This is a genomic window from Dorea sp. D27, from assembly GCF_001185345.1.
GTDB lineage: Bacteria > Bacillota > Clostridia > Lachnospirales > Lachnospiraceae > Extibacter.
In genome coordinates, this window is the sequence record NZ_KQ236744.1 from 884,130 (window position 1) to 902,902 (window position 18,773).

Below are 18,773 nucleotides of genomic sequence, written 5' to 3' on the forward strand. Positions count from 1 at the left end.
GGCACGGGCGGGGGTGGCTGTGTGACGTTACTGGCGGTCAGAAGGAATTTATCTGTGCCGGTATATTAATAAAAAAGCTGAGCGAGTGAAAACCTTTGAAAAATGAAATTATTATGAGGAAGAGCCGGAATCAGGTACAGGGCTGTTATATGAGATAACATCCCTTGCCTGATTCCGGCTCTTCTTCCAGCAACGGCGTGCACGCCTCGCTGCAAACGTTTAACTGCGATAATATACACCGTACTAATTTGTATGTGTTGTATACACTAAGCTTGCTATCATTTTCCATCTAGCTGACACAGCCAGCGTTCATCCGCTGGCTAGTAACGCTACACAGCCGTCCTCGCCCTTGTTAAGTAAAGTAGATAGCGGGCGGGGAGCCGGGTGGGAGATGCGCAGGTGTAAGCGGAAGAGGCGGAGAATCCTTTCCGTAGCCCTTATCCTGCGGGATGCAAGCCGCTATCAGCGCGCATTACGCAGGGTTAGGGATACGTGAAATAGTCGGAGCCTCGAACGCATCGGAGCAGATGCCACCCGGCTCCCCGCCCGCAGCCTAATTTACGTAAACTCACATTTGTATTTGCACAGCCCCTGTATTATAATATCCATAATAAGCTGACGTCTGGAAAGTGGGGGGAAGGATGAAGGAGAAGAAATCGGTCTACATACTGTTTATCTTTTTACAGAGTATCTTGTACGGCATCGGCAACCCGGTGACGAAGATTGCGTTTGAGAGCATCTCTGTCTACTGGTGTCTGGCGCTGCGTTTTTTACTGGCCTTTTTAGTGCTCCTTCTATTTTTTGGAAAGAAGATTGTCCGGGAATTAAAAGGCGCAAAGATTATGGATTACCTGCCAGCCAGCCTCTGCATGGCGGCGGCGTACATATCTGTCAATCTCGCGCTCAAATGGACGACAGCCACTAACGTCGGATTTCTGATGTCTCTTCCGGTGGTCATCGCGCCTGTGCTTGCGAGAGTTGTACTTAAGACAACATATGAGTGGAAACATATCCCGGTACAGACTGCCGTGGTGGCGGGGCTGTATCTGCTTTGCTGCGGGGAGCAGGGGTTCGCATTCGGCAAGGGAGAAGCATTTGCCCTGATAACGGCGGCCGCAGTAGCGGGGGCATTGGTATTTGGCGAGAAATCACTTGAAGGTATGAGTGCCTGTACGGTGTCGGCAGCCCAGGCCGGACTGACGGCGGTAATCAGCCTTGTCCTTGCAGCCGGTCTGGAGGAATTGCATGTAGGCAGCGTGACACCGGCTGCATGGGGCGTCGTGGCCTATCTTGCAATCGGTTGTACGTGTATTGCCTACTTGCTGCAGAACACAGCGGTTGCCGAGCTGTCTTCACAGGCGGTCTCTATGCTCCAGACGTCGCAGCCTGTCGCGACGGCGGTATTCTCTTTTCTCATACTAGGGGAACGACTGACCGTGAAGGGATATATCGGGGCAGCCACGATACTTGTATGTATATTGGCGGAAAGTGTATTTGCCAGGCAGGGCGAAAGAAGTGTATAATAAAAAAAACGGTTCGTGTGTGCGGGAACCTGGGGAAGTGTCTTTATGAGAAGAAGAAACATAGTAGTCAGTATAGTCTGTACGTTAATGTGCTGTACGGGTGTAACTGTTATCTTTGAAAGATACCAGTCATGGACGAACCAGGCTTTCGATGAGCTGGCGGCGGAGAATATAAAGGCTTATTCTGACAGCCAGTATACAGAAGTTACTGCGAGGGTAGAGAACGTCAGGACAACGTTGAAAACGATAGCCGAGATGGTACAGCAGAGGGAAGAGACAGGAGAAGGCACGGAAGGGCTTAAAGATTACTTTGATGCGGTGAGCAGCAATGAGGATATACAGGCAAAAGGCGTGCATTATTACAGGTTCGACAGCCTTCACACCTCGCGGATGGAAGAAAGGGACGCGGAGATGATAGAGAAGCTGAGACGCGGAGAATCCGTCGTTTCAGAAATCTATCCTTCTGAATCAGGAGGCGATTCTAATTTTTATTATGGAATTGCAGAACCGATATATGTAGGAGGGGAAGTAGTAGGATTTATCAGAGGGCTGATTAATGGCTATTCGCTGCTGAATTCCAGCCAGACAGGCTTTATGCGGAACGATACAGAAAGCTTTCTCATCTATGAAGACGGCACGAACGCTTTCACGGAGAATCTGGAGGAAGATCACAACAAGAATGAGAACACGATTGACAGTCTGCTGGAGCCAGACGGCAGTACTGATAACGTAGAGGCTTTGAAAGAAAATATAGCCCAGAAGAAACAGAAGGTCATGATAATGGAGAGCAAAGAAGGACCGGTATACGTATCCTACAGCTTCCTCCCATATAATGACTGGGTTATCCTGAACGTATTCCATTCCAAAGAGATGAACAAGTATGTCTTGACACTGGAGTATAACGGAAAAAGGATGACGGCCCTGCTCATCGGACTGGCGGCGGTGACCGTATTGCTTGTCGCGGGTATCGTCTACCACAGCAATAAGGAACGCCGCTTTGAACGGAAACGTACCGCGCTTCTGGCCAATTTCAGCGATATGATTCTGTGCGAGTATGACAGGAACAAAGATGTGCTGAGGTGTACTTCGAATATATCCAGGGTGCTGGCGGTAGAACAGACGGAGATAACAAATTTCAAGAAGTTCATAGAAGAATCCGGGCTTGTCCACCCTCAGGACCATGCGGTGCTGGACGATATGCTGAAGAGGCATCTGAAAGAAGGGGAAACGGAAAAATACGAAGTACGCCTTAAGGCAAAGGACAGAGCGTATATCTGGTGCAGACTTGATATTATAAGTATAGGAAATAAAAGGAAGCGGCTTCTGGTCATAAAAGTTACAGACATCTCAGGCGAAAAAAGAAAAGAGATGGCGCTTATGCAGAAAGCACAGAGAGACACATTGTCCGGCCTGCTGAACAGAGGAGCGTTTAAGGAACAGGTGACTGCTTATATCAAGCAGAGCCAGGGCGGCTTCCTGTTCTTGATCGACCTGGATAATTTTAAAGATATCAATGACAGATACGGACACCTCGCCGGAGATGAGAGCATAAGAAAAGTCGGGGAGGTGATGCAGGCATGCTTCAGGGCAAGGGATATCGTAGGCCGGTACGGCGGGGATGAGTTTTTTGCATTCATACCGGGCAGGATGAGCAGGGATGTTATAGATGAACGTGCGGCGGATGTCATTGGAGCGGTTGGTAAGATTACGCTGGAGGAGGCGCCGGATCTGCACTTCACCTGCAGCATAGGGGTTGTCAGATGCGAGGAAGGCAGCCGTTTCCGTGACTGCCTGAAAAATGCAGACGATGCCATGTATGAAGCCAAAAGCAGGGGGAAGAATTCATGGATTATACAATAAGCACTGTACAATGGACGATGATTTCGATATAATTATGTTATCCGCATAGGGGTGTGCGGTATGACAATATTATCCGCGTTAAGCGGCAAGGAGGTTTTTCTAGAGATGGAAATCAGAGAAGGCTATATGCCATTTAAAGAGTACAAGACGTATTACCGGATTGTAGGGAAGAAGACCGGTAACAAGAAACCATTGGTTCTGCTCCACGGCGGACCCGGATCCACACATAATTATTTTGAGGTGCTGGACCGTCTCGCAGAAGAGGATGGACGGGAACTTGTCATGTATGACCAGATCGGCTGCGGCGAGTCTTATGTAGAGAACCGTCCGGACTTGTGGACGGCAGAGACATGGATTGAAGAGCTTGCGGCGGTCAGAGAGCATCTGGGACTGGACGAGATGCATCTGCTCGGGCAGTCATGGGGTGGCATGCTTCTTCTGGACTATGTATGCAACCATAAGCCGGAAGGCCTTAAGAGCCTTATCCTGTCCAGTACGCTTCCGGCATCCTGGATGTGGGGCGTTGAGCAGCATCGCATGATTAAAGAGCTTCCGCAGGAAATGCAGGATGCGATTGAGAAAGCGACGACGTCAGGAGATTACAGTGACCCGGTATATGCAGAGGCAGAGACTGAATACATGCTGCGGCATGCGGCAGGCGCTGTGACGGACGATTCTCCGGAATGCCTGAGACGTCCGGTGCAGAAAGGCGGAGAAGCATATGTAACGGGATGGGGGCCGAATGAATTCACTCCGATGGGAACGCTGAAAGACTATGATGTGACAGAGCAGCTGAAAGATATTCAGGAGCCGTCACTTGTCATCAACGGAGGGAATGACCTGTGCACGCCGTATATTGCAAAGTATATGTATGACCGGATTCCAAACTCCAGGTGGGAACTGTTCCAGTTCTGCCGTCATATGTGCTTTGTAGAGGACAATGACAGATATGTAGAGCTCATGAAAGAATGGCTGAATGCCAATGATTGATAATAAATAGGAAAGAAAGAAGATGAGTGATAATCCTGTTACAGCTGAACTGGCTGCAGAAGATGAAAAAAAAGAGAAAGACAGACAGAGAAAAAGAGGTTTTTTTGCCGCTTTTATGGCAGGGCTGTTATGGGGGGCTTCAAGTCCTATCGCGCAGTTCTTGTTTGAGGACAAAGGAGTGACGTCAGAATGGCTTGTGCCTTACCGCCTCGTTATGGCGGGCATCCTTTTATTTCTGTATGCTGTTCTTATCAAGAAGCAGAGCCCTGTCGTTTGGAAAGAGAAACAGGACGGTATCCGCCAGATCGTATTTTCCATACTGGGCATGATGGGGATGCAGTATACGTTTTTTGCTGCGGTGCAGGAGACGAACGCGGGGACGGCTACCATATTCCAGTATCTGAATCCGGCAATGCTTATCATTTATTTTGCGGTTATCTATAAGGTGATGCCGAAAGCAAAAGAGATAACAGCCGTACTATGCTCGCTGGCAGGTATTTTTCTTGTGGTGACCCACGGGAATATCCATGCTCTTTCTGTATCTCCCAAAGGCATCATGCTTGGACTACTGGTGGCGCTCACGACCTGTTTCTACGGTGTCCTGCCAGGCCCTCTGCTGAAAAAATATCCAGCGGAGATGGTGTGTGCCTGGGCCATGATTATCGGCGGCCTCGTACTGACGATAGTGACAAGGCCGTGGAGACTCTACGTACATATCGACTGGGCGGTAGCTGTCGCGTTCTTGTCTATCGTCATTTTGGGAACGATATTTCCGTTCTGCTTTTACCTCGCTTCACTGAAAAGCGTGGGGTCTGTATATGCAGGCCTGCTTTCGAGCGTGGAACCAGTAGCCGCCACCGTGCTGGCCGCGGCTTTTCTCGGAACGACGTTCCGCATGATAGATGTGGCAGGATTTGTGCTCGTATTGTCCACTCTCTTTATATTGAATATCAATTCCAAATAGAATGCGGCGCCAAAGCCTTGTTATCTGATTCAACTTTGGCGCTGCCTGTTTTTTTCGGCTAGTAACAGAATAAAGACGGTTATCTTAAAATCAGCGCCGTCACTGACAGAAATAATGACAAGAAGGATGAAAACGGCAGATATATCCAGAACGAGCCAAAGATAGAAGAAGGCAGATGTATCGCAATAGAAGGATAGGGCATAAAACGCACAGCTGTGAGCGGACGTGTCCCGGGAAAAAGGGGTGGATTGTGGAAGAAAATCATAATGACTGCCCATGTAAAAGGGCTAGATGTGAACGGCATGGCAGATGTGCCGCCTGCCGGGAGCATCACGATAAACCGGACGTGAAGTACTTAACCGCCTGTGAGCGGATAGATAAAAGAAAGAAAAAGATGCCGGGCAGGAATGCAATAAAGTAGGCGTATCGTTTTGACGGTACGCCTGCTTTTGGCATTAGGCTATGGAAGCGGGTGCTCGTCAGCATAAAACAGTCCATTGGTTTCTATAGTGTCTGGGAAGTATCAGTTTTCATTGCCAGACGGCAGAGTATGCATGAGGGCAAAGAAGTGTTCCGGGTTCCCGGTACTAAAATATTCATACCACGATTCCAGCGTGTCTGATTGAAATACACCCAGATATTCAATAATTTGTCTCGCCCACGACAGGGCTCCGGTGGAACTTGCGGTAATAAGGTTGTCATCTGCTATGGATGGCTTGTCTATATAAAAACTTTGCCCTCTATAGCTGGGAGAAACCATTTCAAGAAATCCCGGTCCATTGCTGGTATGTGGACGCTTATCCAATAGACCGAAGTTGGCAAGGGCGGCGGTTGCGCCGCAAATTGCACATACTGCGGCTCCTAAAGAGAGAAATTCGCCTGCTTTTTCGATGATAGTGCTATGCCTTGGATCGTTCCATGTGTCTGCGCCCGGCAAGAGCAACATGCTTGTTCTGCTCACGGTAATATCATCAATTACGCAGTCAGGCACGATGGTAAGCCCGCCCATTGTATTGACCGGCTCTTTGGAATAGCTTACTGTTTTGAGCGATATGGGCGGTGCATCCTTTTTGAAAAAGCGGCCGGAATTCAGCTCCGAAATAACATGCCCCAATTCCCAGTCGGCTAAAGTATCAAGAACATAAACATAGATTGTGTACATAAATTTCCTCCATTTTGTTGTCTTATTGACTTGTCTGCTTTTTTATTGTACCATGTGATTGTTGACAACAGTATGGCAACAATAATTATAAAAAGGAGATTATCAGATGAAAATAGACAGGCTTGTCAGCATTATTATGATACTCCTTGATAAAAAGCGGATAGGCGCACAACAATTAGCAGATATGTTTGAAGTATCACCCCGCACGATCTACCGTGACATAGACGCTATCAACATGGCGGGTATCCCGATTCGCTCGATATCGGGAGCGGGCGGCGGCTTTGAAGTCATGCCGGAATACAAGATTGATAAAAAGGTTTTTTCGGCCGACGACCTTTCTGCTCTTTTGATGGGTCTCTCCAGCCTTTCCAACATGATGCGGGGTGATGAACTGGTACATGCTCTTGCGAAAGTCAAGAGTTTTATTCCCGCCGACAGGGTGAAAGATATTGAATTAAAAGTAAATCAAATTCATATAGATCTTAGTCCGTGGAGAGGCAGCAAAAATATACAGACATATTTAGAAATCGTCAAGGCAGCTTTACAGGAAAGCAAGCTGCTGACCTTTGAATATGTAGCTCACCACGGAAATAAGACTGTGCGGACAGTCGAGCCGTATCAGCTCGTGCTGAAAGGCAGTCATTGGTATGTGCAGGGGTATTGCCGCATTAGAAATGATTATCGGTTATTTCGCTTATCCCGTATGTCCGACCTGCAGATGCAAGAGGAGGTTTTCGTACCACGAGATTATCAGAAACCTCCACTGGACTTTGATGATATTCTTGAAACTATGCAAACAAAAATCAAAATCCGTATTCATAGATCTGTGATGGACAGGGTGCTTGATTTTTGCTCTTATGAAGCATGTTCGCCAGACGGTGATGAACATTACCTTGTTGATTTCCCTTTCATAGAGAACGAATACCACTACGACATTCTTTTGAGCTTTGGAAACAAGTGCGAGTGTTTAGAGCCGCGGCATATCCGCGCGGAAATGATACGCAGAATACAAGAGATGGCTTCCATATACGATAGTTGATACACAGATGAATTATTGCCACATTATGGATGTAGGACGAATTTCATGGGCATATAATAGAATAAGTGCATCTATTCTGGAGTTTTGCCTTATGAAGCAGGAAACAGTCAAAAGGGTAAAAAATTATGTGGTACTGGTCCTTGTAACTGCTGTTGCAATTGCAGGTTCATACCAGTATGTGTCGCAGTATGTGAAGGTATCAAGCAATGTAAATGGCAGAGAGCTTCCAATATACTCGGTAGACACGCAGGAGAAAAAAGTGGCCCTCACGTTTGACGCGGCGTGGGGAAACGAGGACACGCAGAAGATACTGGACATATTGAAAAAACATGATGTCCGCGTGACGTTCTTTATGACGGGCGGGTGGGTTGACAAATATCCGGATGACGTGAAGTCCATATATAAGGCAGGACATGATCTGGGAAGCCACAGCGAGAGTCATAAGAATATGTCCCAGCTAAGTGATGAGGAGAAAAAACAGGAACTGCTGTCCGTTCACAAGAAGGTTAAGGAGCTGACGGGGACAGACATGAATTTATTCCGGGCGCCTTATGGCGACTATGACGATGCGGTCATTCTGACTGCCAAAGATATTGGCTACTATACGATTCAGTGGGATGTGGACAGTCTGGACTGGAAAGACTATGGGGTGAAAAGTATACTATCGACCGTGCTGGACAGCCAGGAACTTGGAAACGGCTCTGTCATCCTCTGCCATAATGGTGCGAAATATACGGCGGACGCGCTGGATCAGCTTATAGACGGCCTTGAGAAGAAAGGATACGAGATCGTGCCTGTATCACAGCTCATCTATAAGGACGGTTACCATATGGACGTCAACGGGAGGCAGATAAAAGACTGAAATGGCCCTGTTAAATCCTTAACTACTATGCTATACTCGGATTATATACTTGTACGTTTTAGAGAGGGATAAGGAGAACAAAGAGGGAGACATGAGGGTATTGGTTATCGCAGCAGTTCTCATGCTGGTTTTTGGAATCATATATGGGGCATCCAGGGAAAGAATCGGGTGCAGGTCACTTGCATTTAAAGCACTTGCCACATTTATGGCTGTGTATCTCGGTATGTACGGGGCCATCAGGTTCGGTGGCATGACAGGCACATTTATGTCGTTCGGTCTTGTATTGTGCCTGGCAGCTGATGTTGCGCTGGAATTGGATTTTGTAAAAGGTATCCTGCTGTTCGGAATCGCGCATGTATGTTTCATCGTGTCCTACAACAGGCTGGTCCATCCGGTATGGTATACATTTGCAGGAGCATCTCTGGCTTATCTGGCCTTATTCGTCATATTTAAAGATGACCTGAAAAGTCTTGGAAAACTGAAAGCCGCGGCAGTCATATACATGGCAGTGCTCTGCTATATGGCGGCCTCGGCAGTTACACTTTGGATTGCTTATGGAACAGAAGCGTCGGCGATGGTCGCAGCTGGGGCAGTCTGCTTCGTCATCTCAGACGGGATTATCGCGTACAGGACTACAAAGGGGAAGAATGAGCTTATATACGGAGCTGCCATACTGCTGCTGTATTACGGCGCCGTCTATCTGTTTGGAGCAGCGGTGTTCATAGGATTATAGGGCGGATGTGCAGTATTGATAAAGGATATCAAATTGTATAGAGAAAAATGCAAAGTAAGGGCAAATTTTTTTATACGTGATTTTATGTTTGTGTTATAATGATGCTGGTAATCAGGAATAGAAGGTGCCAGTTTGGAAAATGATGAATGGAACGTATATAAATTTAATGACGACAGGAGGATGCAGAAAATGCAGGGTACAAGAAAAGTAACAGATGATATCGTGTGGGTCGGCTGCAACGACAGGCGGCTAGCTTTGTTTGAAAATTTATTTCCAATACCACGGGGAGTGTCCTATAATTCGTACCTTATCATGGATGAGAAGGTGGCATTGATGGATACGGTGGATGCGTCTGTCACGAGCCAATTTATGGAGAACCTGGAATATGTGCTTGCCGGACGTGACATCGATTATCTCGTCGTTCAGCATATGGAGCCCGACCACTGTGCCAACATAGAGGAACTGATGAAGAGGTATCCTCATATGCAGGTGGTCGCTAACACAAAGACGGTGCAGATGATCCACCAGTTTTTTGACGTTGAAGCTGACGGAAAGGTTAAACTTGTCAAAGAAGGGGACACGCTGTCAACCGGAGAGCACACGCTTCGCTTCGTGATGGCACCTATGGTCCATTGGCCGGAGGTCATGGTGACCTATGATGAAAAGGACAAGATTCTATTTTCAGCGGATGCCTTTGGTACATTCGGCGCGCTTGACGGCAATATCTTCAACGATGAGATTGACTTTGAAAGGGACTGGCTTTCTGAGGCGAGAAGATATTATTCAAATATTGTGGGAAAATACGGTGCACAGGTACAGAGCCTGCTGAAGAAAGCTGCCGCACTTGATATCGCGATGATATGTCCCCTGCACGGGCCGGTGTGGAGAACAGACATCGATTTCTTCGTGGATAAGTATGACAAGTGGAGCAGATATGAACCGGAAGAGAGTTCTGTTGTCATCATATATGGGTCGATATACGGCCATACGGAGGCGGCAGTGAATTCGCTCGCATGCCGTCTGGCGGATGCCGGAGTGAAGGGAATCAAAGTGTATGATGCTTCATCTGCCCACGTGTCGGACCTGATTGCGGAAATATTCCGCAGCAGCCACGTTGTGCTCGCCTGCGCAACGTATAATGGAGGCATATATCCGCCGATAGAGAACCTGCTGAGCGACATGAAGGCGCTGTCGGTACAGAAGCGTACAATTGCGCTTATGGATAACGGGACATGGGCACCGGCTGCAGGCAGGATGATCGTGAAGAGGCTGGAAGAGATGAAAGACATCACTGTGCTGGAGCAGCTTTCTATCAAATCTGTCCTCAAAGAAGACAGGGCCGATGAGCTGGAAGCATTTGCCCGGAAGATTGTAGAAGCAATGCAAGAATAAGATGAGGCAAGAGGAAGAGATATATGGACAACAGAGTATCTGTAATCAGCATAATCATAAAGGAAGAAGAATCCGTGACAGCAATCAATGAACTGCTGCACGAATTCCGGGAGTATATCGTGGGAAGGATGGGAATCCCATACCGTGACAGAGGCGTGTCCATCATCAGCGTGGTGCTGGACGCCCCTGGCGATGTGACGAGCGCGCTCTCCGGCAGGCTCGGGATGCAGCCTGGCGTCACCGCCAAGACATTGACGGCAAAATTGTGAACAGGGACGTGATCTTTTTTCGTTTTCCTACGTCCCCCTTATAACCTGTGGATTCCGTTTTGGAGCTCTTCCGCCCATTTCTGCAGGTTGTATGTCCTGCCGCCGAAAAGCTTCAGGATGACCCCGGTCGGATTGTTTTCATTGGCAAAGGCATTGGCCTCGTCGGTATCTACGTGCATGGCGAGCGCGAAGTCGGGGCTTACGCGTACGACGACATCTGCAAATATAAGCGACCGTTCATAGCTCTCCATGATGACGAATACTTCATCATTGTCTTTGACGTTCAGCAGACCGGCCTGGACAGGCGTCATATGGATGTGGCGTTTGGCGACTATGACTCCGTGTCCGAGCTCCAGCGTCCCCTTTGGACCGATGAGCGTGCACCCGGGTGTGCCCTGGGTATCGCCGGACTGCCGGATCATCCCCGGCACGCCGAGCTTCCGGGAGTCGGTCATGGAGATTTCAACCTGTGTTTCCCGGCGGTAAGGCCCGAGCACTGCAATGTTTTCAAAACTGCCTTTCGGGCCTTTGACAGTGACCCGCTCTTCAGACACATACTGCCCGGGCTGGCTTAGAGGAGCTTTATATGACAAGGTCTTGTCCTCTCCAAATAGAATCTTATAATCTGCTTCGCTGATGTGCATATGGCGTGCACTCGTCTCGATTGGTATAGCAATCCCCATAACTCTCCACACCTTTCTGTCTATTTCATAGAATATCGCCAGACATAATATATCCTTATTGTAACAAAGAGGAATGCTTTTTTCAATCTTCATATATTTCAGATTACGTGCTTGAGAAATGCAGATAAATGGCATATAATAGGAGCAGGGAACGTAACTACTTGGAGTATAGATGATTTAAGGAGGAAGAAGGATGAAAAACATTTGGGAAGCAGTGAGGGAATTTTTCAAGCGGGACTGGACGCCGGCGGAAAAGGTGCTTGTTATACTATGCTGTATCTTGATTGGAGTCGTGAAAGGCTTCTTGCTGTCCCCGGTCAAGAAAGGCATCAGCTGCGGCAATAATAATGGAAATGTATATAACGAGCTTGACGATGATTACTGGCTGGATGACGAAGATTAGATTACATTTGTGGCAATGTTTGGCACTTTGGCACGTTGACAAAGTGCTAATTACTATTTATAATTTTATATTGTATAAAACAAAGGCGTTTTCACTGACATGGGAACGCCTTAAATTATACATAAATATGCATAAATATGCACATATTCTGTCGTAAATACTATAAATTCGTGTTGAGGAGGGAAATGATAATGAATAATTACACGGTAGAGGATGTTTTGAAAATGGTCCGCGACGAAGACGTGGGATTTATACGCCTTCAGTTTACCGATATCTTTGGCACTTTGAAAAATGTAGCGGTTACGGTAAGCCAGCTTGAGAAAGCGCTCGACGGCAGCTGTATGTTCGATGGTTCGGCCATCGATGGTTTTGCTGGCGTGGAAGATTCAGATATGTACCTGCGCCCGGACTTGAGTACATTTGATATATTTCCGTGGAGGCCGCAGCAAGGTAAAGTGGCGCGGCTTATCTGTGATGTATATAAAGCAGATGGAACCGCATTTGAAAGCGATCCGCGTTTCATATTGAAACAAGTGGCAGGCAAGGCTAAGGTAGAAGGCTACGAGCTGCATGTAGGTCCGGAATGTGAGTTCTTCCTGTTCCACACGGATGAGGACGGGCTGCCGACCACGCTCACACATGAATGTGCCGGCTACTTTGACCTGGGGCCACTTGATCTGGGAGAAAATGCCCGCAGAGACATGGTGCTCACGCTTGAGGATATGGGATTTGAGATTGAAGCCTCCCACCATGAGATGGCCCCGGCACAGCATGAGATAGATTTCAAATATGATGAGGCGCTGGCTACCGCAGATAATATCATGACATTCAAGCTGGTCGTCAAGACCATTGCAAAGCGCCATGGACTGCATGCTACATTTATGCCGAAGCCGAAATACGGTACGAACGGTTCGGGCATGCATCTGAATATGTCGCTTAACAGAGATGGAATCAATGTGTTTTCGGACCCGGAGGATGAAAAAGGGCTGAGCAGAAAGGCGTATCATTTTATAGGGGGCATCATGAAGCACATGAAGGCTATCAGCCTTATTACCAACCCTGTAGTCAATTCTTATAAAAGGCTAGTACCCGGTTATGAGGCGCCGGTGTATATCGCATGGTCGGCAAAGAATCGTACGCCGCTTATACGCATTCCGGCGGCACGTGACGGCGATGTGAAAGTGGAGCTTAGAAGTCCGGATCCTTCGGCGAATCCGTACCTTGCCTTGTCCGTCTTACTGGCGGCAGGAATGGATGGCATACACAAGGAGCTGATGCCGCCTCAGAGCGTTGACTGCAATATAAACAAGATGACGGAAGAACAGAGGAAGGAAGCTGGTATCGCCCCCTTGCCGGGAAGCCTTCTGGAAGCGGTTCGCGCATTTGAACAAGATGAGTTTATGAAAGGAGTGCTGGGGGAAGACCTTTCTAAAAAGCTTATCAAGGCGAAGACAGAAGAGTACATGAAATACCGTGGACAGGTTACCGAGTGGGAGATTGAAAAATATCTGCACAGAATCTGATACCTGCCTGCCATAACGAGTAGAAAAACATTACAGGAGGTGTCGGTTTGGCTGGTATTATTGTTGTATTTCCAAATAAGGACAATGCAGTCAATATCCGTAACCTGTTAGTCCGCGAAGGTTTCGCTGTCACCGGGGTATGTACTACTGGTGCGCAGGCCATGAATTATGTCGATACGGTTGAGGAAGGAATCGTCGTGTGCGGGTATAAGATGAAAGATATGCTGTATTCTGAACTTCGTGAATATCTTCCTGATGATTTTGAGATGCTGTTAATAGCGTCTCCTGACAAGTGGAGCAGCGGGCTCGCAGAAGGTGTGGTGGGGCTGAACATGCCAATCAAGGTTTATGACCTGATGAATACGGTGGAAATGATGCTTCAGAACATGAACCGCAGGAGAAGAAAGAGGAAGCAGAGGCAGAGGGAACGGAGTCCGGGGCAGCAGGAGGTCATACAAAGAGCAAAACAGCTTCTGATGGAACGCAACAACATGTCTGAGGAGGAAGCGCACAGATATCTGCAGAAAAGCAGCATGGACAGTGGGACAAATATGGCGGAGACGGCAGAGATGGTATGGAGCATCATGGCTGAATAGAGATCGTGGAAGGAGAGAGCTAATATGAGATTTACGAAAATGCATGGGCTTGGCAATGATTACGTGTATGTGAACTGTTTGGAAGAGAGGATTGGGAATCCGCCGGAAACGGCCAGATATGTAAGCGACCGGCACTTTGGGGTGGGTTCTGACGGGCTTATTATGATCAATCCTTCAGAAATCGCCGACTTTGAGATGGAGATGTACAATGCCGACGGTTCGCGGGGAGAGATGTGCGGCAATGGAATCCGATGCGTGGCAAAATACGTGTACGATTACGGACTTACCGATAAGACCAGCATCTCTGTAGAGACACTTGGCGGCATCAAATATCTGGATTTGACCGTAGAGGATGGAAAAGCCGTGCTTATCAAAGTGGATATGGGGACGCCGGTTCTTGCTCCTGAACAGATACCAATCGTATCTGTGGGGGATGCTGTTATCGATGAGCCTGTCGTTGTAGACGGAACAGAGTATAGGATGACGGGCGTTTCTATGGGGAACCCTCACGCTGTAATTTATGTAGATGATCTGTGTGGACTGGATATTGAGAAGACAGGGCCGAAGTTTGAAAACCATGAGCGTTTTCCGAAACGTATCAACACGGAATTCGCCCGCGTAATCGACAGGACTACAGTGGAAATGCGCGTCTGGGAGCGTGGTTCCGGCGAGACTCTCGCGTGCGGCACCGGTGCCTGTGCAGTAGCAGTGGCCAGCATATTGAACGGCTTTACGGAAGATGAGGTTACCGTAAAGCTGCGAGGTGGCGACCTGCTCATAAAGTGGGACCGTGAAACAGATAAGGTGTATATGACGGGGCCGGCTACCGTTGTATATGACGGTGAGATTGATATATAGACATGTTATAGATAACGAGGAGGAAAGTATATGTTTAAGATAAATGAAGACTACTTGAAGCTGCCGGGCAGCTATCTGTTCTCTACCATCGCTAAGAAGGTTGCGGCCTTCCAGACAGAACACCCGGACAAATCTATCATACGGCTCGGAATCGGGGACGTGACCCGGCCGCTGGCACCGTCCATCATCGACGCGCTTCACGGCGCGGTGGACGAGATGGCACATGCAGAGACATTTCACGGATATGCACCGGATCTGGGTTACGAGTTTCTGAGAAATGCGATGGCTGAACATGATTATGTGGACAAAGGGTGTGACATTAAGGCAGACGAGATATTTATCTCGGACGGGGCAAAGTGCGATTCGGGAAATATTCAGGAAATCTTCGCAAAGGATAACAGGATAGCAGTGTGTGATCCTGTATATCCGGTTTATGTAGACACGAATGTGATGGCCGGGCGGACCGGAACCTATGATGCACGTACGGAGACGTGGAGCAGCGTCATCTATATGCCATGTACGAAAGAGACCAATTTTGCGCCTGAGCTGCCAGAGGAGGTGCCGGATATCATCTATCTCTGCTTCCCGAACAATCCAACCGGTGCCACGATTACAAAGGCTCAGCTTAAGGAATGGGTTGATTACGCGAATAAGAACGGAGCTGTGATTATTTACGATGCCGCGTATGAAGCATACATTTCTGAGGAAGATGTGCCACATACGATCTACGAATGCGACGGGGCCAGGACGTGTGCCATAGAGCTGCGCAGCTTTTCCAAAAATGCAGGTTTTACAGGTGTCCGACTAGGTGCCGCTGTGGTTCCGAAAGATTTAAAATGCGGAGATGTCATGCTTCATTCTCTGTGGGCACGCAGGCACGGAACTAAATATAACGGCGCCCCCTATATTGTCCAGAGGGCAGGGGAGGCAGTTTATTCAGATGCGGGTCAATCACAGCTTAAAGAACAGGTAGCATACTATATGAAAAATGCCGCTATTATCTATGAGGGGTTGAAAAGCGCAGGATATAGTGTGTCCGGTGGAGTAAATGCACCGTATATATGGCTGAAGGCACCGGAAGGCATGACTTCATGGGAATTTTTCGACTATCTGCTGGAACGTGCAGGTGTGGTCGGTACGCCAGGCTCCGGGTTCGGGCCAAGCGGTGAAGGCTACTTCCGCCTGACTGCATTTGGCTCTTATGAAAATACGGTTGCCGCTGTCAAGAGAATCCAAGAGATATAGGGCATAGAAGAAGTAAGAGAAACAAAAAAGAGCAGGATTAAGCCGCCGGCAGAAGAAGATGCTTCCCGGGGGCTTTTCTGACGGCCGCGGTCAGTTTTGGCCTGCCTTAATCTGAAGCTCCGTAATGTGCTCCTTCTCTTCGGACGCCTGATGTATATCCGTCCAGAGCAGTTCCAGAAATGGTCCCTGTAGGCTGTAGCCGCGCTCTTTGGCATATGCCAGAAGCTTCGGGATATAGACGGCATTCTGGGCACAGTCTCCCCTATAGCTGACGGAGAGGTAATTTCCTGGCTCGATAACATCTGCTCCGCTTTTGTCAATGATAAAGACATCGGTATAGTCCCTGTAATCGCCTGACGCCGCACTGTCTACAGGGATGACGGACCCGATTCGGTTATTTCCGATGATATAAAGTTTGTCTTTGTTCTTATTCAAAAGCTGCTTGATAAGCATATCCATCTCCTCGTCCTGGCTGTAGCCGGCGTGAATCATATGGCATCGGCGCGCAGAAAGCGCCTTCTCTTCGATAACTCCAATTGGCTGCTTTATAGCGTCCCGGATAATTTCCAGGCGGTCTTCGATATTCGACTGCAGCGTTTCCAGGGACTTCATACGCTCCCTGATAATATCCAGCTCCTCCTGCAGCATAGTCTCCGTATTGGAAAGGCTTCGCTTGTCCAGATACTCCCGGATCCGCTCCATAGAAAAACCAAGCTCCCGCAGATCCCGGATAACATTCAACCGCCACAGGTCATGAATGTGATACATACGGTAGTCATTCTCCCCTCTGTGCGGCTTTAAAATACCAAGCTTCTCATAATAACGCAGAGAATCCGGGCCGATATTGTACAATTGAGATATTTCACCGATACGATAATAATGCTTCATAAAAAGATCCTTTCGTCATTTGGGTACAGGGCAATTGTCAATTTGGGACGTGATCCTTTTGAGTTTTGTTACGTCCCCAAATAAAACTCTTGACCTTAGTATTGTACCAAGGTTTAGTGTATAATTACAAGGTAAATGATTTAAGGAGAGATTAATTATGAGATTGGAAGGTAAATCACTGAAAGGTGATTTTATAAGATTTATCATACCATCTATCATTGCGCAGTGGGTATTTGCGCTTTATACGATGGTAGACGGTATCTTTGTTGCCAGGGGAGTATCGGAGGTGGCGCTGACTGCGGTCAATATATCTATGCCCTATGTTATGGCGCTGTATGCGATATCTATTTTATTCGCGGTCGGTACATCTACCGTGGTGGCGATTTTGTTAGGAGAGAAGAATGTCAGGCGGGCAAATGAAGTCTTTACACAGAATATTGTGCTGCTTGTCCTCCTTTCTGTCATCGTCACAGCGGTTGTTATGCTGAATTTGGAACGGTTCGCGGATTTCCTTGGAGCAACGGCCCACAACAGAGAGTATGTACTTGATTATCTCGGTACGCTTGCACCGTTCTCCGGACTGTTTATACTGGCATATTCATTTGAGACATTGATTAAGACGGATGGGTATCCGAAGCGGGCTACGATTATCGTGACAATTGGCTCTTTGATGAACGTGGTGCTGGATTATTTTATGGTTATGGAATGGGGCATGGGAATCAGTGGTGCCGCGCTTGCCACGGGTCTGTCCAATGTGGCGTTGATCGGGCTGTATCTGATGCATTTTCTGGGAGGCAAGGGGACTATTAAATTCCGGAAGTTCAAGCTGGATCTGCTGCTTGTTTGGAGGGAATTCAAGAACGGGCTGCCGTCCGGTATTACGGAGCTGTCGACCGGGCTGATTATATTCCTGTTTAACCAGGCCATACTACATTACCTGAATGAGGACGCGCTCGTAAGCTATACGATTATTTCATACGTAAATTCTATCGCTATCATGTCCATGGTCGGAATTGCACAGGGGTACCAGCCACTAATCAGCTATTATTACGGTCAAAAGCGGATTGACCGCTGCCGGAAGCTGATGCGGTATGGAATTACGGCAGCAGTGGTCGTATCTGTCGTATTCACAGCGGGAAGCGTCATAGGGGCGAAAGGAATAGTAGGCATGTTCGTTGCTAAAGAGCTAACGGAGCTGAGCGCTTATTCCGTACATGTGATGTGCATATTCGTGCTGTCCTTCCTCGTAGCCGGTTATAATATAGTGATAGGCGGTTATTTTACAGCAGTAGAGAAGCCGGTATCGGCCATGGTCATATCGGTGGCCAGAAGCATCGTCATGCTCGTATTGAGTCTTGGACTGCTGACCGCTTTGTTTGGAGGAAGCGGCATATGGTGGAGCCCGACTTTGGCAGAAAGCTTAACGCTCATCCTGACTATCGGCCTGTTTATACGTTATAAAAAGGGATGGAAAAAAGAAAATTAAAAAGTTGCAAAAAAAGGCTTGATTTTTGTGTTCTATTTGGTATAATAATACATGTTCCGTCAAAGAAATGACGAGCTGTATTGCGGATTGGTGTAATGGCAGCACAGCAGACTCTGACTCTGTTAGTAGAGGTTCAAATCCTCTATCCGTAGTTCCTTGGCAGGGGCGCCGGATTTCTCTTTTACAGAGAGTCCGGTTAACTAAATAGAATATCGGAGTGTGGCTCAGCTTGGTAGAGCGCTACGTTCGGGACGTAGAGGTCGCGTGTTCGAATCACGTCACTCCGATTTTACCCCC

At 47.9% G+C, this 18,773-nt stretch carries 18 protein-coding genes and 2 tRNA genes; 17 read left to right on the top strand and 3 right to left on the bottom strand.

What is annotated here, in order from left to right:
- The first annotated feature begins 641 nt into the window (after positions 1-641).
- The 4 genes from HMPREF0980_RS10730 (at position 642) to HMPREF0980_RS10745 (ending at position 5,337) form a co-directional block, all read left to right on the top strand.
- Positions 642-1,523 (top strand): DMT family transporter, encoded by an 882-nt coding sequence (locus HMPREF0980_RS10730; RefSeq protein WP_049729040.1) that lies wholly within the window; start codon positions 642-644, stop codon positions 1,521-1,523.
- 45 nt (positions 1,524-1,568) lie between these two features.
- A complete protein-coding gene (locus HMPREF0980_RS10735; protein ID WP_049729041.1) occupies positions 1,569-3,383 on the top strand; it encodes a diguanylate cyclase in 1,815 nt (604 codons plus the stop codon).
- A 105-nt stretch (positions 3,384-3,488) separates the two neighbouring features.
- A complete protein-coding gene (gene pepI, locus HMPREF0980_RS10740) occupies positions 3,489-4,373 on the top strand; it encodes a proline iminopeptidase (RefSeq protein ID WP_049729042.1) in 885 nt (294 codons plus the stop codon).
- A 22-nt stretch (positions 4,374-4,395) separates the two neighbouring features.
- Positions 4,396-5,337: a DMT family transporter gene (locus tag HMPREF0980_RS10745; RefSeq protein ID WP_049729043.1), complete on the top strand. Its 942-nt coding sequence runs from the start codon at positions 4,396-4,398 to the stop codon at positions 5,335-5,337.
- 523 nt (positions 5,338-5,860) lie between these two features.
- Here the strand turns inward: HMPREF0980_RS10745 and HMPREF0980_RS10750 are convergent.
- A complete protein-coding gene (locus tag HMPREF0980_RS10750) occupies positions 5,861-6,499 on the bottom strand; it encodes a type 1 glutamine amidotransferase family protein (RefSeq protein ID WP_049729044.1) in 639 nt (212 codons plus the stop codon).
- 106 nt (positions 6,500-6,605) lie between these two features.
- On the opposite strand from HMPREF0980_RS10750, the gene HMPREF0980_RS10755 reads away from it, so the two are divergent.
- The 5 genes from HMPREF0980_RS10755 (at position 6,606) to HMPREF0980_RS10775 (ending at position 10,794) form a co-directional block, all read left to right on the top strand.
- Positions 6,606-7,538, top strand: a complete 933-nt coding sequence (locus HMPREF0980_RS10755; protein WP_049729045.1) for a helix-turn-helix transcriptional regulator — start codon at positions 6,606-6,608, stop codon at positions 7,536-7,538.
- A gap of 91 nt (positions 7,539-7,629) precedes the next feature.
- Positions 7,630-8,400, top strand: coding sequence for a polysaccharide deacetylase family protein (locus HMPREF0980_RS10760; RefSeq protein WP_084002733.1), 771 nt, complete (start codon positions 7,630-7,632; stop codon positions 8,398-8,400).
- Positions 8,401-8,491: 91 nt separating this feature from the next.
- On the top strand, positions 8,492-9,133 hold the full coding sequence (locus HMPREF0980_RS10765; protein ID WP_049729046.1) for a lysoplasmalogenase family protein: 642 nt from the start codon (positions 8,492-8,494) through the stop codon (positions 9,131-9,133).
- A gap of 189 nt (positions 9,134-9,322) precedes the next feature.
- Entirely contained in the window at positions 9,323-10,525 is a 1,203-nt protein-coding gene (locus tag HMPREF0980_RS10770) for an FprA family A-type flavoprotein (protein WP_049729200.1), read from the top strand.
- Positions 10,526-10,548: 23 nt separating this feature from the next.
- The gene (locus HMPREF0980_RS10775; RefSeq protein ID WP_049729047.1) at positions 10,549-10,794 is read left to right on the top strand and encodes a TM1266 family iron-only hydrogenase system putative regulator; all 246 of its coding nucleotides are present in this window, start codon (positions 10,549-10,551) and stop codon (positions 10,792-10,794) included.
- 38 nt (positions 10,795-10,832) lie between these two features.
- Here the strand turns inward: HMPREF0980_RS10775 and HMPREF0980_RS10780 are convergent, their stop codons facing one another.
- Positions 10,833-11,477 carry a phosphate propanoyltransferase gene (locus HMPREF0980_RS10780; protein ID WP_049729201.1) on the bottom strand — a complete coding sequence of 215 codons (645 nt, stop codon included), beginning with the start codon at positions 11,475-11,477 and terminating at the stop codon, positions 10,833-10,835.
- A gap of 193 nt (positions 11,478-11,670) precedes the next feature.
- Here HMPREF0980_RS10780 and HMPREF0980_RS10785 point away from each other — a divergent pair, with 193 nt between their 5' ends.
- The 5 genes from HMPREF0980_RS10785 (at position 11,671) to HMPREF0980_RS10805 (ending at position 16,102) form a co-directional block, all read left to right on the top strand.
- Positions 11,671-11,880 (top strand): hypothetical protein, encoded by a 210-nt coding sequence (locus HMPREF0980_RS10785; RefSeq protein WP_049729048.1) that lies wholly within the window; start codon positions 11,671-11,673, stop codon positions 11,878-11,880.
- A 191-nt stretch (positions 11,881-12,071) separates the two neighbouring features.
- Positions 12,072-13,403, top strand: coding sequence for a glutamine synthetase family protein (locus HMPREF0980_RS10790; protein WP_049729049.1), 1,332 nt, complete (start codon positions 12,072-12,074; stop codon positions 13,401-13,403).
- Between the two features lie 47 nt (positions 13,404-13,450).
- A complete protein-coding gene (locus HMPREF0980_RS10795) occupies positions 13,451-13,999 on the top strand; it encodes an ANTAR domain-containing response regulator (protein ID WP_049729050.1) in 549 nt (182 codons plus the stop codon).
- Between the two features lie 24 nt (positions 14,000-14,023).
- Positions 14,024-14,857 carry a diaminopimelate epimerase gene (gene dapF / locus HMPREF0980_RS10800; RefSeq protein WP_049729051.1) on the top strand — a complete coding sequence of 278 codons (834 nt, stop codon included), beginning with the start codon at positions 14,024-14,026 and terminating at the stop codon, positions 14,855-14,857.
- A gap of 30 nt (positions 14,858-14,887) precedes the next feature.
- Positions 14,888-16,102 carry an LL-diaminopimelate aminotransferase gene (locus tag HMPREF0980_RS10805; protein WP_049729052.1) on the top strand — a complete coding sequence of 405 codons (1,215 nt, stop codon included), beginning with the start codon at positions 14,888-14,890 and terminating at the stop codon, positions 16,100-16,102.
- 90 nt (positions 16,103-16,192) lie between these two features.
- Here HMPREF0980_RS10805 and HMPREF0980_RS10810 read toward each other — a convergent pair whose 3' ends face one another.
- On the bottom strand, positions 16,193-16,990 hold the full coding sequence (locus HMPREF0980_RS10810; RefSeq protein ID WP_049729053.1) for a MerR family transcriptional regulator: 798 nt from the start codon (positions 16,988-16,990) through the stop codon (positions 16,193-16,195).
- 157 nt (positions 16,991-17,147) lie between these two features.
- On the opposite strand from HMPREF0980_RS10810, the gene HMPREF0980_RS10815 reads away from it, so the two are divergent.
- The 3 genes from HMPREF0980_RS10815 (at position 17,148) to HMPREF0980_RS10825 (ending at position 18,763) form a co-directional block, all read left to right on the top strand.
- A complete protein-coding gene (locus HMPREF0980_RS10815) occupies positions 17,148-18,476 on the top strand; it encodes an MATE family efflux transporter (RefSeq protein WP_049729054.1) in 1,329 nt (442 codons plus the stop codon).
- Positions 18,477-18,557: 81 nt separating this feature from the next.
- Positions 18,558-18,628, top strand: a tRNA-Gln gene (locus HMPREF0980_RS10820).
- 61 nt (positions 18,629-18,689) lie between these two features.
- A tRNA-Pro gene (locus HMPREF0980_RS10825) sits at positions 18,690-18,763 on the top strand.
- The last annotated feature ends 10 nt before the right edge of the window (positions 18,764-18,773 follow it).

Excerpts from the sequence above, each read along its gene's own strand:
- HMPREF0980_RS10730 (WP_049729040.1), top strand. The coding sequence starts at position 642 with ATGAAGGAGAAGAAATCGGTCTACATACTGTTTATCTTTTTACAGAGT.
- HMPREF0980_RS10735 (WP_049729041.1), top strand. The coding sequence starts at position 1,569 with ATGAGAAGAAGAAACATAGTAGTCAGTATAGTCTGTACGTTAATGTGC.
- pepI (WP_049729042.1), top strand. The coding sequence starts at position 3,489 with ATGGAAATCAGAGAAGGCTATATGCCATTTAAAGAGTACAAGACGTAT.
- HMPREF0980_RS10745 (WP_049729043.1), top strand. The coding sequence starts at position 4,396 with ATGAGTGATAATCCTGTTACAGCTGAACTGGCTGCAGAAGATGAAAAA.
- HMPREF0980_RS10750 (WP_049729044.1), bottom strand. The coding sequence starts at position 6,499 with ATGTACACAATCTATGTTTATGTTCTTGATACTTTAGCCGACTGGGAA.
- HMPREF0980_RS10755 (WP_049729045.1), top strand. The coding sequence starts at position 6,606 with ATGAAAATAGACAGGCTTGTCAGCATTATTATGATACTCCTTGATAAA.
- HMPREF0980_RS10760 (WP_084002733.1), top strand. The coding sequence starts at position 7,630 with ATGAAGCAGGAAACAGTCAAAAGGGTAAAAAATTATGTGGTACTGGTC.
- HMPREF0980_RS10765 (WP_049729046.1), top strand. The coding sequence starts at position 8,492 with ATGAGGGTATTGGTTATCGCAGCAGTTCTCATGCTGGTTTTTGGAATC.
- HMPREF0980_RS10770 (WP_049729200.1), top strand. The coding sequence starts at position 9,323 with ATGCAGGGTACAAGAAAAGTAACAGATGATATCGTGTGGGTCGGCTGC.
- HMPREF0980_RS10775 (WP_049729047.1), top strand. The coding sequence starts at position 10,549 with ATGGACAACAGAGTATCTGTAATCAGCATAATCATAAAGGAAGAAGAA.
- HMPREF0980_RS10780 (WP_049729201.1), bottom strand. The coding sequence starts at position 11,477 with ATGGGGATTGCTATACCAATCGAGACGAGTGCACGCCATATGCACATC.
- HMPREF0980_RS10785 (WP_049729048.1), top strand. The coding sequence starts at position 11,671 with ATGAAAAACATTTGGGAAGCAGTGAGGGAATTTTTCAAGCGGGACTGG.
- HMPREF0980_RS10790 (WP_049729049.1), top strand. The coding sequence starts at position 12,072 with ATGAATAATTACACGGTAGAGGATGTTTTGAAAATGGTCCGCGACGAA.
- dapF (WP_049729051.1), top strand. The coding sequence starts at position 14,024 with ATGAGATTTACGAAAATGCATGGGCTTGGCAATGATTACGTGTATGTG.
- HMPREF0980_RS10805 (WP_049729052.1), top strand. The coding sequence starts at position 14,888 with ATGTTTAAGATAAATGAAGACTACTTGAAGCTGCCGGGCAGCTATCTG.
- HMPREF0980_RS10810 (WP_049729053.1), bottom strand. The coding sequence starts at position 16,990 with ATGAAGCATTATTATCGTATCGGTGAAATATCTCAATTGTACAATATC.
- HMPREF0980_RS10815 (WP_049729054.1), top strand. The coding sequence starts at position 17,148 with ATGAGATTGGAAGGTAAATCACTGAAAGGTGATTTTATAAGATTTATC.